The organism is Gemmatimonadota bacterium (genome assembly GCA_016713785.1).
Lineage (GTDB): Bacteria > Gemmatimonadota > Gemmatimonadetes > Gemmatimonadales > GWC2-71-9 > JADJOM01.
This window is the reverse complement of record JADJOM010000002.1, coordinates 63,892-79,446: the sequence shown is the minus strand read 5'-3', so window position 1 is coordinate 79,446 and position 15,555 is coordinate 63,892. Positions and strand designations below refer to the sequence as shown.

The 15,555-nt window shown below is 70.9% G+C and carries 14 protein-coding genes; 8 read left to right on the top strand and 6 right to left on the bottom strand.

The window, feature by feature from the left end; all coding sequences use genetic code 11:
• Positions 1-19 precede the first annotated feature (19 nt).
• The 4 genes from IPJ95_04760 to IPJ95_04745 all read right to left on the bottom strand — a co-directional run bounded on the left by IPJ95_04760 (position 20) and on the right by IPJ95_04745 (position 5,069).
• Positions 20-370 carry a cupin domain-containing protein gene (locus IPJ95_04760; GenBank protein MBK7922931.1) on the bottom strand — a complete coding sequence of 117 codons (351 nt, stop codon included), beginning with the start codon at positions 368-370 and terminating at the stop codon, positions 20-22.
• A 7-nt stretch (positions 371-377) separates the two neighbouring features.
• On the bottom strand, positions 378-1,289 hold the full coding sequence (locus IPJ95_04755; protein ID MBK7922930.1) for an MBL fold metallo-hydrolase: 912 nt from the start codon (positions 1,287-1,289) through the stop codon (positions 378-380).
• A gap of 104 nt (positions 1,290-1,393) precedes the next feature.
• A complete protein-coding gene (locus tag IPJ95_04750) occupies positions 1,394-2,983 on the bottom strand; it encodes an NAD(P)/FAD-dependent oxidoreductase (protein ID MBK7922929.1) in 1,590 nt (529 codons plus the stop codon).
• Positions 2,984-3,002: 19 nt separating this feature from the next.
• On the bottom strand, positions 3,003-5,069 hold the full coding sequence (locus IPJ95_04745; GenBank protein ID MBK7922928.1) for a S9 family peptidase: 2,067 nt from the start codon (positions 5,067-5,069) through the stop codon (positions 3,003-3,005).
• Between the two features lie 242 nt (positions 5,070-5,311).
• Between IPJ95_04745 and IPJ95_04740 the strand changes: the two genes are divergently transcribed.
• From IPJ95_04740 to IPJ95_04720, 5 genes are all read left to right on the top strand, one after another.
• Positions 5,312-5,992, top strand: coding sequence for a copper homeostasis protein CutC (locus IPJ95_04740; protein MBK7922927.1), 681 nt, complete (start codon positions 5,312-5,314; stop codon positions 5,990-5,992).
• A gap of 62 nt (positions 5,993-6,054) precedes the next feature.
• On the top strand, positions 6,055-6,528 hold the full coding sequence (locus IPJ95_04735; protein MBK7922926.1) for a nuclear transport factor 2 family protein: 474 nt from the start codon (positions 6,055-6,057) through the stop codon (positions 6,526-6,528).
• Positions 6,525-6,866: a tRNA-binding protein gene (locus tag IPJ95_04730; GenBank protein ID MBK7922925.1), complete on the top strand. Its 342-nt coding sequence runs from the start codon at positions 6,525-6,527 to the stop codon at positions 6,864-6,866. The genes IPJ95_04735 and IPJ95_04730 overlap by 4 nt, the downstream gene beginning before the upstream one ends.
• Positions 6,867-7,029: 163 nt before the next feature.
• Complete coding sequence (locus IPJ95_04725) at positions 7,030-8,460, top strand: aminotransferase class III-fold pyridoxal phosphate-dependent enzyme (GenBank protein ID MBK7922924.1); 1,431 nt, start codon at positions 7,030-7,032, stop codon at positions 8,458-8,460.
• A gap of 46 nt (positions 8,461-8,506) precedes the next feature.
• Positions 8,507-10,087: an aldehyde dehydrogenase family protein gene (locus IPJ95_04720; GenBank protein MBK7922923.1), complete on the top strand. Its 1,581-nt coding sequence runs from the start codon at positions 8,507-8,509 to the stop codon at positions 10,085-10,087.
• A gap of 98 nt (positions 10,088-10,185) precedes the next feature.
• Here the strand turns inward: IPJ95_04720 and IPJ95_04715 are convergent, their stop codons facing one another.
• Both IPJ95_04715 and IPJ95_04710 read right to left on the bottom strand, forming a co-directional pair.
• The gene (locus IPJ95_04715; protein MBK7922922.1) at positions 10,186-11,493 is read right to left on the bottom strand and encodes an acetyl ornithine aminotransferase family protein; all 1,308 of its coding nucleotides are present in this window, start codon (positions 11,491-11,493) and stop codon (positions 10,186-10,188) included.
• 142 nt (positions 11,494-11,635) lie between these two features.
• Positions 11,636-13,006 carry a lysine 2,3-aminomutase gene (locus tag IPJ95_04710; GenBank protein ID MBK7922921.1) on the bottom strand — a complete coding sequence of 457 codons (1,371 nt, stop codon included), beginning with the start codon at positions 13,004-13,006 and terminating at the stop codon, positions 11,636-11,638.
• A gap of 156 nt (positions 13,007-13,162) precedes the next feature.
• Between IPJ95_04710 and IPJ95_04705 the strand changes: the two genes are divergently transcribed.
• The 3 genes from IPJ95_04705 to IPJ95_04695 are packed head-to-tail and all read left to right on the top strand — an operon-like array spanning position 13,163 to position 15,536.
• The gene (locus tag IPJ95_04705) at positions 13,163-13,867 is read left to right on the top strand and encodes a GntR family transcriptional regulator (protein ID MBK7922920.1); all 705 of its coding nucleotides are present in this window, start codon (positions 13,163-13,165) and stop codon (positions 13,865-13,867) included.
• A gap of 6 nt (positions 13,868-13,873) precedes the next feature.
• Positions 13,874-14,779: a CoA transferase subunit A gene (locus IPJ95_04700; protein MBK7922919.1), complete on the top strand. Its 906-nt coding sequence runs from the start codon at positions 13,874-13,876 to the stop codon at positions 14,777-14,779.
• A gap of 19 nt (positions 14,780-14,798) precedes the next feature.
• A complete protein-coding gene (locus IPJ95_04695; protein ID MBK7922918.1) occupies positions 14,799-15,536 on the top strand; it encodes a CoA-transferase subunit beta in 738 nt (245 codons plus the stop codon).
• The last annotated feature ends 19 nt before the right edge of the window (positions 15,537-15,555 follow it).

Genomic DNA, 15,555 nt, shown 5'->3' with positions numbered 1-15,555 from the left:
GCTGTCGGGGCGGCCCCCCTCATGGCGCCTTGAGCCCCTGCCCGATCTCCCCGCCCGCCGGACCGTAGAACATGACCCAGACCGCCAGGTCCTCGGTGAATTCCTCGAAGCGGTGCTCCCGGTGTGCCGGCACGAAGAGCACGTCGCCCGGCCCGAAGGCCACCCGGTCGGGGCCGTTGCGGAACCAGCCGCTTCCCCGCATCACCACGTAGAGCTCGTCGCGGGTGTGCGGCGTCTGGGGGTCGGTCACCTTGGGCGTGTACAGGCCCACCTCGAGGGTGCCTCGCTCCAGCATGATGGCGTAGTGGTCGCCATAGGGCCCGGGCATCCGGGAGAGGGCCTGGGCCAGGGTCAGGTGAAACGGGTTCATGGCCGTCCTAGTAGCGATTGAGGTCCTTGCCGACCACCGTCCGGCCGATGAACCCGCCGGCCCGCACGCCCGCCAGCAGCTCCTCGTCGGTCCCGCCCATGCGCACCACGTGGTACAGCACCAGCAGCTTCGGCCCGACCCGCTGGGCGATGGCGCCGAGCTCGCGGTCCGAGGTATGGAAGGCCTTCATGTACCGGGGCCAGGCGTCGCCACCGGGGCGCGGCTCGGGCTTGAGGCGCACCTCGGGATAGACCTCGTGGATCAGGATGTCGACGCCTTTGGCGGCGCGCTCCAGCGCCTCGCTGGGCCGGGTATCGCCCGAAATGAGGATCGACTTGCCCGGCGCGTCGATCCGGTAGGCAAACGCCGTCTTCCAGTTGCCGTGCGGGACCGGCACGGCGGTGATGGTCACCCCGGCCGAGTCGTAGACGGTGACGCTGCCGCTGATCTCGCGCACCGCCACCTTCTGGCCGCCGGGGATGGCGCGCTCCAGTCCGTCGGTGCGGACCGTGATGTCCTCGGCCCAGGCGGCGAGGATGTGATCCGTCATGGCCTGGGTGCCGGGCGGCCCCACGATCGCGAGCGGCCGCGGCCGGCCCATCACCCACGAGGTGAGGATGAGGTCCGGCAGGCCCAGGGTGTGGTCGCTGTGCAGGTGGGTCAGGAAGAGCCGGGTGACCGGCCCGCCGCGGACGGGCAGTCCCGCCGCGGTCATCTGGCGCATCACGCCGGGCCCCGCGTCGAAGAGGAAGATGCGGGTGCCGACCACCACGGCCGTGGCGGGGCCCTGCGCCTTGGGATCGGGATACGGCATCCCGGTCCCCAGCAGCACCACGATCGTGGAATCGGGCGCCCCGACGGCGGGCGGCGCCGGGGAGCCCAACAGGGCCAGCAGCAGCGGGGCGAGCAGCGTGTGCATGGTGGATCCCATCGCGTAAGTTCGTCCCCAAGGGGATTCCCTCGCCCCCGGGTCGCGGCTGTGCCGCTCCCGAAGCGGGCTCGGTCACCGAGCCGCCGAGCCGCCTAGTCCAGCAGCCCCAGCACTTCGTACGCCGCGTTGCGGCCGTTGATGCCGATCACGCTCCCGCCGGGCCAGGTGCAGGCGCCGCAGAGGTAGACGCCCGGCATCGGGGTGCGATAGGTGAGCCGGCCCTGCCACATGTACTGGGGAAGGCACTCGCCCTGGAAGATCTGCCCCCCGGTCAGGCCCAGCCGCGACTCGACGTCAGGCGGGCCGAGGGTCTCGCTGGCGATCACGGCGTCGGGGAGGTTGCTGCAGAACCGCGCGATGGACCCGAGCACCACCTCCCCCGCGGCCTGGCGATGGTCGTCCCACGTGCCCTGCGCAAAGGTGTGGGGCACGTACTGCGAGAACACGCTCATCAGGTGCTGGCCCGGCGGCGCCACCGTGGGGTCGTAGGCGGTCTGCAGGTAGATCTCGGTCCACACCCGCGCGGGCAGGCGTCCCGCCATGGCGGCCGCGTGCCCCGTGCGCCACTCCTCGCGGGTGATCGGCGTGTTGATGGTGGCCAGGTGGTGCGGCATGCGGGTGCCTGGCCGGGCGGTGAAGTCGGGCAGCTCGCGCAGGGCCGCGTTGAACTTGACGGTGGCGCTCTGCATGGGCACCGCCTCCACCCGCGCCTTCCAGCCGGCGTCGGCGGCGGCGCCCAGCAGCCCGAGCGTGGCCACGGGATCGGCGTTGCTCACCACCACCGGCGCCTGGATCCGCTCCCCGCCCGCCAGCTCCACCCCCTCGCCGGGAACGATTCGCGCCACCCGAGCCCCCGCGGCCACCACCGCGCCCGCCTCCACCGCAGCGTCGTGGATCAGGAACGACACCATCCCCATCCCGCCCTTGACGTAGCCCCAGCCGCCGGGCTCCCCGCCGTCCAGGCGGCCGCAGAAGTGATGGTAGTAGAGGGAGGCCGTCCCCGGATCGAAGGGGCTGGCGGCGGAGCCCACCACGCCCTGGCCCATGTAGGCCATCTTCATCCGCTCGTCCACCAGGAAGCGGTCCATCAGCTCCGCCATGGACCACTCGAACAGGAGGCCGATCGCGTCCGGGTCGTGGCCCAGCCGGGCCTCGATCTCGGCCCGGGAGGGGGCGCGGTGCAGCCAAGTGTCGCCGTCGTCCATCGGGCGGAGGGCATACACGATCTTCTTCATCAGCCCGTGCATCTCGTGCCGGCCCCGGACGTCACGCGGAGAGAAGGCGCGCAGCTCCGCCTCCGCCTTCGCCTCGTCGTCCCACAGCTGGATGCTGGAGCCGTCCTCGAACGGGACGAAGTATCCGCCCATCGCGGGCGTCCATTCGTACCCCCGCGCGGGGAGTCGCAGCTCCTCGATCACCCGGTGGTGCAGCAGTCCCACCACGTAGGCGCAGGGCGAGACCCGGTAGCCCGGCCAGGTCTCCTCGAGGGTGCAGGCCCCGCCGATCCGCTCCCGCGACTCGAGCACCAGCACGCGCCGGCCGGCGCGGGCCAGGTAGAAGGCGCAGGTGAGGCCGTTGTGGCCCCCGCCCACGATGATCGCGTCCCAGCGGCGGCGGGCGAGGTCGGCGAGCGGTGCGGGCAATCCGACCTTGCCGAGCATGGGGATGGCGGAACGCTGCATGTCGACGGGGCCTCGTGGGCTACGGCTTGGTGATGTACTCCGCGTACCACGCCAGGTACGCCTCATAGCGGTGCTGCTGGTAGCTCGGCTTGCTGATGCCGTGGAACTGGCCGGGGTAGATGATCAGCTGCGTCGGGACGCCGAGGCTGCGGAGCGCCTGGTACATCTGCTCCGAGTTGAGCAGCGGCACGTTGAAGTCCCGCTCGCCGCAGAGGAACAGCGTCGGGGTCTTGATGCGGTCGGCGTGGAGGAACGGCGAGGACAGCTTGAGGTACGTGGCGGTGTTCTTCCACGGCGTCCCGACCTCGGCCGTCCACTCGCGGATGTACATGTCCGTGCCGTAGCCGGCAAAGGCGTTGCCCATCCCCGCCCCGCTCGTGGCGGCCTTGAAGCGCTGGTCCTGGCTGATCACCTGGTCGGTGAGGATGCCGCCGTAGCTCCAGCCGCCGATGCCCAGGCGGTCAGGATCGGCCACCCCGACACGCACCGCGTGGTCCACCCCCGCGAGCACGTCCTTCGCGTCCTTGTTGCCCCAGTCGGCCCAGATGGCCAGCGAGAACTTCTCGCCCCGACCCGAGCTGCCGCGCGGGTTCATCGCCACCACGGCGTAGCCCTCCGCCGCCAGCAGCTGCCAGTAGAAGTCGAACTCCCGCTGGTACTGTCCCACCGGGCCACCGTGGATGGTGAGGATGGTCGGGTAGCGGATGCCCTGCTGGTAGCCGATGGGCCGGATCAGGAAGCCGTTCACCACGGTGCCATCGGGGCTCTTCACCGAGATGTCCTCCACCGGCGCCAGGCGGAGGGTGGCGAGGAGGGAGTCGTTCTGGTGGCTGAGCGGCCGCAGCGCCCCATTCTCGAGCGCGTAGACCTCGGCCGGCCGGGACGGCTGGTCCACCAGCACCGCGATCCGGCCCGACTTCCCCAGGGTATAGTCGTAGACCGTCGCGCCCTGCCCCGCCAGGCGTTCCACCGCGCCGCCGGCCGCCGGCATCCGCGCCAGGTAGACGGAGCGGTCGTCCTCGAGCAGGAAGTACAGCGACGTCCCGTCGGCCGACCACGTGGGGCGGTTGACGTGGCGGTCGAGCTTCGAGGTCAGCAGGGTCGGCTGCGCCGACCCGCCCCACGGCAGCACGGCCAGGTTCGGCCCTGCGTAGTAGATCAGCGAGTCGGGGCCGCCCTGGATGTACGCCAGGCGATGCCCGTCGGGGCTCCAGGCGATCGGACGATCACGGTCCGGGTCGCCGTCCGGGCCGGTGTAGGTGGTCAGCTGCCGCGGCACCGCGCCCCGGTCGGCCTGGATGATCCACACGTCGTAGTTGTTGCCGCGGTCGGGGTCGGCGCCGCGCTTGCTCGAAAAGGCCAGGTAGCGGCCATCCGGCGACCAGGAGGGCGCCAGCTCGTTGTACGGCCCGAAGGTGAGCTGCTCCAGCCGCCGGTCGGCCAGGGTAAACAGGTAGAGGTGCGACCGCTTGCGGCGCACGTACCCGCTGTAGTCTTCCTTGAAGTAGTACCGGTCGATCACCAGCGGCGGCTTGGTCTTCGGGGGGGCGGAATCGGCGGGCGCCGGCGGCTCCTGCGGCGGAGTGACGGTATCGGGGAAGAGCCGCGAGGTCTCCACCGAATCGCCGTCCTCGATGACCACCACCAGCCGGTCACCCGCGGGGGACCAGGCGTAGTCCGAGATGCCCGCCTTGATCTCCGAGACCCGCTCGGCCTCGCCGCCGGCGCGGGGCAGCAGCCAGAGCTGGTCGGCGCCCTCGTCATCGCCGCGGCCGCTGAGGAAGGCCAGGTAGCGCCCGTCGGGACTCCACCGCGGCGTGTGCTCGCTCTCCTTGGCGGTGGTGGTCAGGCGCAGGGTGGTCCGCCCGTCCCAGCTCGTCATCCAGAGGTCGCTGGAGCGGTCGTCGGCCTCGAGCCGGGTGGTGCCGACGGTATAGGCCACCCACTCACCGTCGGGCGAGAGCTGGGGATCCCCCACGTCGCGGAACTGGTGCAGGTCGGCCACCGTGATGGAGCGCGGGGCATCCTGGCTGGCGAGCGGAAGGCAGACGATGGCGGCCAGCAGGAACGGCAGGCGGAGTCGCATGGGATTCTGGGGTAGGGATGAGGCATGATGCCCCATTCCCGGACCTCGGGCAAGGGGCGCCGCCGGGCCCCGTTCCACTACCGGACTCGCGCTCCCCGCGCCGGGCGCGGGGGCCTCGCCCCTCTCGGTTGCCCCGCGGCGGGCCGGGCCCTACACTTGCCCCCGCCGGTGCCGCGGAGGCGCGCCTCCCGGCCCTCATCCCGGGCGCCCCGCGCCCCGACCCCGCCCACGGAACCCTACTCATGAAGTCCCTCATCCTGGTCGAGGCCTGCGTCGAGTCGGTGGCTGGCGCCGTGGCGGCGGAGCGGGCCGGCGCCGGGCGGCTCGAACTCTGCTCCGGGCTCGCGGAGGGGGGCGTGACGCCGAGTGCGGGGCTGGTCCGCGCGGTGCGGGAGCGGGTGACGATCCCGGTGCAGGTGCTGCTGCGGCCGCGGCCGGGCTCGTTCGTGCACGACGATGGCGACGTGGCCGCCATGCTCGCCGACCTGCGCGACCTCAAGCTGGCGGGCGCCGACGGCGTGGTGCTCGGCAGCCTCACCCCGGATCACCTGGTGGACCGTGAGACCGTGGCCCGCCTGGCGGAGCGGGCCCGGCCCCTGGGCGTGGCGTTCCACCGGGCCATCGACCGCACCCCGGACCTGGGCGCGGCCCTGGCCACCCTGGCGGAGCTCGGGATCGAACGGGTGCTCACCTCTGGCGGCGCCGCCACCGCGCTGGCCGGCGCGCCGGCGCTGGCCGCCCTGCAGCGCCGCTTCGGCGCCACGGTTACGATCCTGGCCGGCGGCGGCGTGCGGCACGACTCCGTCAGGCGCCTCGTGGCCGAGACGGGCGTGACGGAGGTGCACCTCGGGCCGCGGCTCCCCGGCGGGGCCGGCCTCGACGTGGCCGAACTGGCCGCGGTCATCGCCGCGCTCCGCGACTAGCCGGGAAACACCCGCCGTCCCCGCGCCGTACAGCCCCCACCCTCAACCACGGTCACCCTGCCATGACTCTCGTTCGCCGCGCCGCGCTCCTCGCCGGCCTGCTCCTGCTCTCGGCGCCGCTCGCCGCCCAGGAGGCGCCGGACCGCGACGCGATCCTCGCCGTCACCCGCCGCCTCTTCGACGGCATGCGCGCCGGGGACAGCGCCATGGTGCGCTCCACCTTCCACCCGAAGCTGTTCCTCGCCTCTTCCTTCATGCGGCAGGGGACCGCCACCATCCAGGTGGACGACGGCCCCGACGGCTTCGTCAAGGCGGTCGGCACCCCGCACGCCGAGGTGTGGGACGAGCGGGTGGCCCACGAGCTCGTCTACCAGGACGGCACCCTCGCCGCGGTCTGGATGGACTACACCTTCTACGTGGGCGACAAGAAGAGTCACTGCGGGGTGGACGCCTTCCTGATTGCCAAGGAAGGGTCGGAGTGGAAGATCATCTCGCTGGCCGACACCCGCCGTCGGGAAGGCTGCCCCGACCTGTGAGTGAGCCGATCAGCTGGGCGGACTTCGAGCGGGTGGAGCTCCGGGTCGGCACCGTGGTGGCGGTCGAGGAGTTCCCGGAGGCCCGCAAGCCGGCCTGGAAGCTGACGGTGGACTTCGGCCCCGGGATCGGCACCCGGCGATCCAGCGCGCAGATCATGGTGCACTATACCCGGGACGACCTGCTGGGCCGCCAGGTGCTGGCGGTCCTCAACTTCCCGCCCAAGCAGGTCGGGCCGTTCCGCTCCGAGGTGCTGGTCACCGGCTTCGCCGACGAGGCGGGCGCCATCGTGCTGGCCCGCCCGGAGCGGCCGGTGCCGAACGGCGCGAGGCTCATCTAGGGATCGGGGCATTGGGGGGGAAGAGGGAAACGGGAAGGGGGAAGGGGCGCAGTCGCGCGTGGAGGGGGCCGGCTTGCGGCGCACTGCGCCTTCCCCTCCCCCGTTGCCGCTTCCCGCTTCCCTTTTCCCGTTTCCCGGGCGTTTCGGTAGATTTCCCGGTCCTATGCCCGCCTACCAGTACCCCGACTCGCACGTCTTCTACCGCAAGCTGACCCGGCGGTTTCCGCTCATCACCCACGGGGAGGGCTGCTGGCTCGTCGATGCCGACGGCCGCCGCTACCTCGATGGCTCGGGCGGCGCCTTCGTGGCCAACCTGGGCCACGGGGTGAAGGAGATCGGCGAGGCGATGGCGGCGCAGGCGGCGAAGGTGGCCTACCTCAACGGCACCGCCTTCACCAACGAGCCGGTGGAGGCCCTGGCCGACGAGCTGGCCCGGCTCCTCCCCGGCGACCTCGACAAGCTGTACTTCCTGGGCAGCGGGTCGGAGGCGGTGGAAGCGGCGCTCAAGCTGGCGCGGCAGTACTGGGTGGAGACCGGCCAGCCTTCCAAGCACAAGGTCATCGCCCTCTTCCCGGCCTACCACGGCAACACCCTGCTGGCGCTCTCCGCCTCCGCCCGGGAGCACTACAAGACGTACTATCGCGAGTGGCTGGTGGATATCCACCGGATCCCCGCTCCCTATGCCTACCGCTGTGAATGCGGCGGCTCGGCCATGGGGGGCGCCGTCGCCCCCGGGGCGCGCGCCCGCCCGCCCGAGGGCGGCTCGGTCGCCGCCCGCTGGCTCGGCGGCGCGGGCAGCTGCCCGGTCTGCTCCGGCGCGGCGCTCGAGGCCGCGATCCAGGAACTCGGCGCCGAGAACGTCGCGGCGTTCATCGCCGAGCCGGTGGGCGGCAGCAGCACCGGCCACTCGGTGCCCGAGCCGGGGTACTTCAAGCGGGTGCGGGAGATCTGCGACCGGCACCAGGTGCTGTTCATCGCGGATGAGGTCCTGGTCGGCGCCGGCCGCACCGGCACCTGGTCGGCTATCGACCAGTACGGCGTGGTCCCCGACATCATGACCTTCGGCAAGGGCATCACCGGTGGCTACGCCCCGCTCTCCGCGGTGGCCGCGCCCCGCCGGCTGCTCGATCCGATCGCGAGGGGGTCGGGCGCGCTGCTCCACGCCCAGACCTTCAGCCATCACCCGGTGCTCGCCGCCGCGGGGCTCGCCGCGGTCCGGTACATCAACCGGCACGGGCTGGTGGAGCGCTGCCGCCGGATGGGCGAGGTGTTCCACCGCAAGCTCGCTCCGCTGCGCGAGCTGCCCCACGTGGGCGACATCCGCGGGCGCGGGCTCCTGGCCGGCATCGAGTTCGTGCAGGACAAGGGGAGCCGCGCCCCGTTCCCGCGGAAGCAGAAGTTCGCCGAGACCTTCAGCGAGCAGGCGCTCGCCGCGGGGCTCATGACCTGGGCCAACATGGGCCAGGCCGACGGCGTCAATGGCGACCTCTCCTGCCTGGCGCCGCCGTTCGTGATCGAGGAAGCCGAGATCGACGAGCTGGTGCGGCGCTTCACCACCGCGCTGGAGCAGACGATCAGCAGGATCAAGGCCTAGCAGGCCGTACCCGCGCACCGCTGTGCGCGCCACCCGGGATCGACCCATGACCGCCACCGCCCCGCAGCAGAAGATCACCTATACCTCCAGCAACGTCGACATGGAGGCGTTCCACCGCGCCTACGACGCGGCCCTCGCCGAGGTGCGCGCCCAGGCCGGGAAGCGCTATCCGCTCTACATCGGCGGCCAGCCGGTGGAGGTGCCCGGACGGGAGCCGATCACCGACGTCTCTCCCATTGACACCGGGTTCATCCTGGGCCGCTTTGCCTGCGCCGGGCCCGAACAGGTGGACCAGGCGGTGCGCTCGGCCCACGCCGCGCAGAAGGGGTGGGCGGCGCTGCCATGGCGGGAGCGGGTGCGGATCCTGCGCCGGGCGGCGGAGATCATCCGGGAGCGGAAGTTCCTGCTCAGCGCCATCATGAGCTACGAGGTGGGCAAGAACCGCTTCGAGGCCATGGGCGACACCGAGGAATCGGCCGACCTGATCGACTATTACTGCCAGCAGGTCGAGGACCACGACGGCTTCACCCGCGAGATGGCGAAGATGACGCCGATCGAGCGGAACACCGAGACGCTGCGGCCCTACGGCGTCTTTGCCTGCATCGCGCCGTTCAACTTTCCGCTGGCGCTCTCCACGGGGATGTCGTCGGCCGCGCTGATGTCGGGGAACACGGTGGTCTACAAGCCGGCCGAGGATACGCCGTGGACCGGCCTCAAGCTGTACGAGGCGTACCGCGACGCCGGGGTCCCGGCCGGGGCGTTCAACTTCGTCACCGGCCACGGCCGCGAGATGGGCGACGCGATGTGGCAGCACCCGCTGACGGCGGGCGTGGTCTTCACCGGCTCCAAGCCGGTGGGGATGAAGATCTTCCACGGCCTCTCCGAGCGCTGGGTGAAGCCCTGCCTCATGGAACTCGGCGGCAAGAACGCCACCATCGTCATGGACACCGCGGACGTGGACGCCGCCGCCGAGGGGGCCATGAAGTCGGCCTTCGGGCTGCAGAACCAGAAGTGCAGCGCCACCAGCCGGGTGTACGTGCACCAGAAGGTCTACGCCGCGTTCGTGCAGAAAATCGTCGAGAAGACCAAGGCCATCACCATGGGTGATGTCACGAAGCGTGACGTCTGGTTCGGCCCGGTGATCAACGAGAAGGCGGTGCAGCGCTGGGAGAAGGCCGTGGCCCAGGCGGGGCGGGAGGGGAAGGTGCTGTTGGGCGGCACCCGGCTCCGGGGCGAGGTGTTCGACAAGGGCCACTTCGTGGCGCCGACGATCGCCGAGCTGCCGCTCGAGAGCACCCTGTTCCTCGAGGAGCTGTTCGCGCCGTTCCTGGCCATCGCCCCGGTGGCGAGCTTCGACCAGGCCCTCGCCGAGAGCAACAAGGTGGAGTTCGGCCTCACCGCCGGACTCTTCTCGAGGAAGCAGGAGGAGATCGACCGCTTCTTCGACGAGGTGGAGGCGGGGGTCTGCTACGTGAACAAGCGCAGCGGCGCCACCACCGGCGCCTGGCCGGGGGCGCAGGCCTTCTGCGGCTGGAAGGGGAGCGGTGGCAGCGGCAAGGGCGGCTGCGGGCCGTGGTACGTGCAGCAGTTCATGCGGGAGCAGAGCCGGACGGTGGTCGAGGGCTGAGACCGGCGCAGGGGCAGGGAACTGTGAAAAGGGAAGGGGGAAGGCGAGGAGCGCTCATCTCGCCTTCCCCCTTCCCTTTTCCCGCTTCCCGGCGGTTCTCAGTCCTCTTCCTTCAGGCACGCCTCGAGGATCCCCATCCCGGTATCCACGTCGTAGGCATCGAGCACCAGCGGCGGGGCCAGCCGGAAGGTGCTCTTGCCGCAGCCCAGAAGCAGCAGCCCCTTGTGGAAGGCGCGCTCGGTGATGCGGTCGATGATCTCGTGGTAGGGCTCCTTGGTGACCCGGTCCTTCACGAACTCCACGCCCATCATCAGGCCGCGGCCGCGCACGTCGCCGATCACGGCGTAGGTCTCCTGCAGCCGCTGGCCGTGCGCCAGCATCCGGGCCCCCATCTCCTGCACGTGGGGCAGCATCCCTTCGACGATCTCGAGGGTGGCGAGCGCCGCGGCGACCGCCGTGGGGCTGCCGCCGTAGGTGGAGCCGTGTGCCCCGGGCTCCCAGGTCATGACTGACTCCCGGGCCACGAACGCGCCGATCGGCATGCCGCTCCCCAGCCCCTTGGCGCTCACCAGGATGTCCGGCTCGACGCCCTCCCAGTCACAGGCCCACATCTTCCCGGTCCGGCCCACGCCGCTCTGCACCTCGTCGGCCACGAGCAGGATGCCGTGCTGGTCACACAGCTCGCGCAGCGCCTGCAGGAAGCCCAGCGGCGGGATCACGTAACCGCCCTCGCCCTGGATCGGCTCCACGAAGATGGCGGCCACGTCGGTCGGGTCCACCTGCCGGGTGAAGAGGTCGTGCAGCGCGGAGAGGGAGTGATCGATCGGGTCCGCGGAGCGGTACGGGTTGGCGTAGGGCACGTGGTAGACCTCCGGCAGCATCGGGCCGAAGTGCTTGTGCTGGCGGGCCTTGCTGGAGGTCAGGCTGAGCGCGCCGTAGCTGCGGCCGTGGAACGACCCCTGGAACGAGACCAGCGCCGGCCGCCGGGTGTGGTAGCGTGCCAGCTTGATGGCGCCCTCGATGGCCTCGGTGCCCGAGTTGGACAGGAAGGTCCGCTTGCGGCTGGTGCCGGGGGCCAGCCGCGCCAGCCGCTCGGCCAGCCGGGCAAAGCCCTCGAAGTAGAAGTCGGTGCCGCAGATGTGCAGGAACCTGTCGGCCTGGGCCTTGATGGCGTGTACCACCGCGGGGTGGTTGTACCCCGTGGCCGACACCGCGATGCCCGCCATGTAGTCGATGTAGCGGTTCCCGTCCACGTCCTCGACCATGGCGCCCTGGCCGCCGCCGATGACCAGCGGATACTCCTTGATGTAGGAGGTCGAGGTCCAGGCCGCGTCGCGGTCGATGATCGCCTTGCCCTTGGGGCCCGGCGGCGGGGTGAGGATCCGGGGGTAGTCACGCTGGGTCATGGCGTCACCTTCGGACTGCTGGAAAAGGGAAAAGGGAAAAGGGAAAAGGGAAACGGGAAACGGGAAACGGGAAACGGGAAACGGGGGACGGAGGCAAGGGATGACGGCGTCGGTCCGCTTCCCGCTTCCCGCTTCCCGGCGGTTAGGCGTGCACCGCGTGCGTGGCGTCGTGGCGCCGGGCCTGCTCGGCCTGGTGCGCCCGCCACCAGGCCTGCCCCGACTCGGGCAGGGTATGGATCGGGTCGTAGTACTCGTACTGCTGGGACAGCGCCGCGTGGTTGCCCCACTCGATGCTGGTGAGGTAGTTCTTGGTCCAGTAGCTGATGCCCTTGTCGCGGTCGTAGCCGGCCAGCTGGTGCACCCAGCGCTTGCCGACGAAGGGCACGTCGCACACGATGCGCGGCGTAGCGAAGCCGGGCAGGTAGCCCATCATGTCGTGCTGCAGCCGCTGGGCCTCCCACACCGCCACCCGCCAGTGCTCGCTGTTGGGGATCATGTCGCACATGTAGAAGTAGTAGGGCATGATCTTGGCGTGATCGAGCAGCATGAAGCAGAGGTCGAGCAGGTCCTGGGTGGTGGCGTTGACCCCCCGGAGCAGCACGCCCTGGTTGCGCACGTCACGGAAGCCGATCTCCAGCAGCTTCTTGGTGGCCCGGCCCACCAGCGGCGTCACCTGCTGGGCGTTGTTGGCGTGGGTGTGCAGCGCCAGGTCCACGCCCCGGTCGAAGGCCTTCCTGGCCAGGCGCTCCAGCCCCGCGAGCACGCTGTCCTGCAGGTAGTGCTGCGGCAGCCCCACCAGCCCCTTCGAGGCCAGGCGGATGTCGCGGATGTTCTCGATGTCGAGCAGCGCCGAGACGAACGGCTCGAGCTGGGTGATGTGCAGGTTGGCGATGTCGCCCCCCGACACCACGACGTCCCGCACGCTCGGCGTCTTCCGCAGGTAGTCCAGCATCTGCTGGTGCCGGTCCTTCTGCGGGGTGACGAACTTGAGCTTCTCCACCTGGGGGACGTCGTTGCCCACCAGGTCCATGCGGGTGCAGTGCCCGCAGTACTGCGGGCAGGTGGCCAGCAGCTCCGCCAGCACCTTGGTGGGATAGCGGTGGGTCAGCCCCTCCGCCACCCACATGTCGTGCTCGTGCAGGCTGTCGCGCGAGGCCTTGGGATGGTTGGCCCACTCGGTGAGCCGGTCGGCCAGCGCCGGCGCCATGTAGCGGCGCACCGGGTCGGCCCACAGGTCCGCCACGTTCATGGTGTTGAGCATCTGCGGCGGGATCAGCATGGACATGGTGGCCCGCTGCTCCATATCCGTGGCGATGCTCTGCGCCAGGTCATCGGGCAGCAGCGCGCCCAGCGCGTCCTTGAGCTCGCGCAGGTTCTTCACCGTGTGCTTGCGCTGCCAGGTGGCGCTCTCCCAGTCCTCCCGGCGCACCCCCCGGTAGCCGGGGATGCGGGTCCAGTCCGGCTCCACGTACTCGCGACGCGGCGGATACGGGATGGGCTGGCCGGCCTTCATCGGTTCGCGGGTCTCGGACATGGGCACCTCGGCGTATATTAATACGTTGTGCTGCTTGACTTTGGGAGGATAATATATAATATATCTTTCCGCAACTGGCAGGGAATCGGCCCCCCGGCTCCCGCTCCCCGTTTCCCGTCCTCCGGACGCCGCCGCGTGCACCTCGACCAGCTCCTCGCCCGCCTGCCCCGTCGCCGCAAGCTCGCCACGCACGAGCTGGTGGCCGAGGTGCTGCGCGAGGCGATCACCAGCGGCCACCTCCGGGCCAACGAGGCCCTCCCGCAGGACGAGATCGCGGCGCAACTTGAGGTGAGCCACATCCCGGTGCGCGAGGCGTTGCGGCAGCTGCAGTCCGAGGGGCTGGTGACCTACCAGCCCAACCGCGGTGCCACGGTCAGCGCGCTCACCCCGGCCGAGATCCGCGAGCTCTACGAGATCCGCGGCATCCTCGAAACCGCCGCCGTGCGCCGGGCGGCGCCGCTGCTCACGCCCGCGCAGCTGGACCAGGCCGCGCAGGTCCTCGGGGCGGCGGAGGCGGCCGGGGACGGCGCCGCGTGGGGGTCGCACGACGTCGACTTTCACCAGCGCATCTACGGCCTCGAGGACCGGCCCCGGATGCAGGAGCTGATCGACGGCGTGCTGCGCCGGGTCGATCGCTACTGGCTCATCCACGGCCTGATGCTCACCCACCGGGCCCGGTTCGAGCGGGAGCATCGCGAGATCCTCGCCGCGCTGCGGGCCCGCGACGGCGAGCGCGCCGGGGCGCTGCTGGCCGCGCACCTGGCCGGGGCGGCGGACCTGCTGGTCGAGGCGGTGGAGCGGGAACAGGCGGCGCCAACGGCATCCGGATCGGGAGACTAGGCAGCCATGCATTCGAAGGTCGTATCCATGCACGACGCCATCGCCGCCCAGGTGCGCGACGGCGACACGGTGGTGATCGAGGGCTTCACCCACCTCATCTGCTTCGCCGCCGGGCACGAGATCATCCGCCAGCGGCGGAAGGACCTCACCATCGCCCGGCTCACCCCCGACCTGATCTACGACCAGCTCATCGCCGCCGGCTGCGCCCGGAAGCTGGTCTTCTCCTGGGCGGGGAATCCCGGCGCCGGCTCGCTGCACGCCTTCCGCCGCGCGATCGAGAAGGGCACCCCGGCGCTCGAGATCGAGGAGTACAGCCACTTCGGCATGGTGGCGCGGATGTCGGCGGGCGCGGCGCGGCTCCCCTTCTGGACCATGCGCAACTACATGGGCACCGACCTCCCGGTGGTGAACCCGCGCATCCGCACCGTGACCTGCCCCTACACCGGCGAGGTGCTGGCCACCGTCCCCGCCCTCAACCCCGACGTCACCGTGATCCACGCCCAGCGGGCCGACGCCAACGGCAACGCCCAGGTCTGGGGGCTGCTCGGCGTACAGAAGGAGGCGGCCTTCGCCTCCGAGCGCGTGATCGTGGTCGTGGAGGAGCTGGTGGATGAGTCGGTGATCCGCGCCGATCCCAACCGCACCCTGATCCCCGGCATGATCGTCGACGCGGTCGTGGTGGAGCCCTGGGGCTGCCACCCGAGCTACGCCCAGGGCTACTACGACCGGGACAACGACTTCTACGTGGCCTGGGAGGACATCTCCCGCGACCCCGCGAAGCTGCAGGGCTACCTCGACCAGTGGGTGCACGGCGTGAAGGACCGCGCCGAGTACATGGCCCGCCAGCCGGAGCTGCGGTCCCGGCTCACCGCCAAGGACCACTACTGCGAGGGCGTGAACTATGGCTTCTGAGTACACGCCGTCGGAGATGATGGCCGCGGTCGCCGCCCGGGAGCTCCAGGACGGCGAGGTGACCTTCGTGGGGATCGGGCTCCCCAACCTGGCCTGCAACCTGGCCCGCGCGCTGCAGGCGCCGGACCTGGTGCTGATCTACGAGTCGGGCGCGGTGGGCGCGGTGCCGGAGCGGCTCCCCGTCTCGATCGGCGACCCCTCGCTGGTGACCGGCTCGCTCATGGTCTGCTCCATGGCCGACGTCTTCCAGCTCTTCCTGCAGAACGGCAAGATCGAGGTGGGCTTCCTGGGCGGCGCGCAGGTGGACCGCTTCGGCAACATCAACACCACCGTCATCGGCGGCTACGACAAGCCCAAGGTCCGGCTCCCCGGCTCCGGCGGCGCCGCGGAGATTGCGGTGCACGCCCAGCGGGTGCTGATCATCAGCCGGCTCAACCCCCGCGCCTTCCCGGCGGAGCTCGACTTCCTGACCAGCCCGGGCCAGCGCTGCAAGGGCAGGACCCGCCAGGAGCTGGGGATGCCCGGCGCCGGCCCGGTGAAGGTGATCACCGACAAGGGGATCCTCGAGAATGACCCCGTCACCGGCGAGATGGTGCTCACCGCCATCTACCCGGGGGTCACGGTGGAGGACGTGAAGGCCAACGTCGGCTGGCCGCTCCAGGTGCGCGCCACGCTCCCGCTGGTGGCGCCGCCCACCGCCCTGGAGCTGCGGCTCCTGCGCGAGGTCCTCGATCCCAGGAAGCTGTTCCTTGGCTGATCCGCTGCGGGGGAGCAGC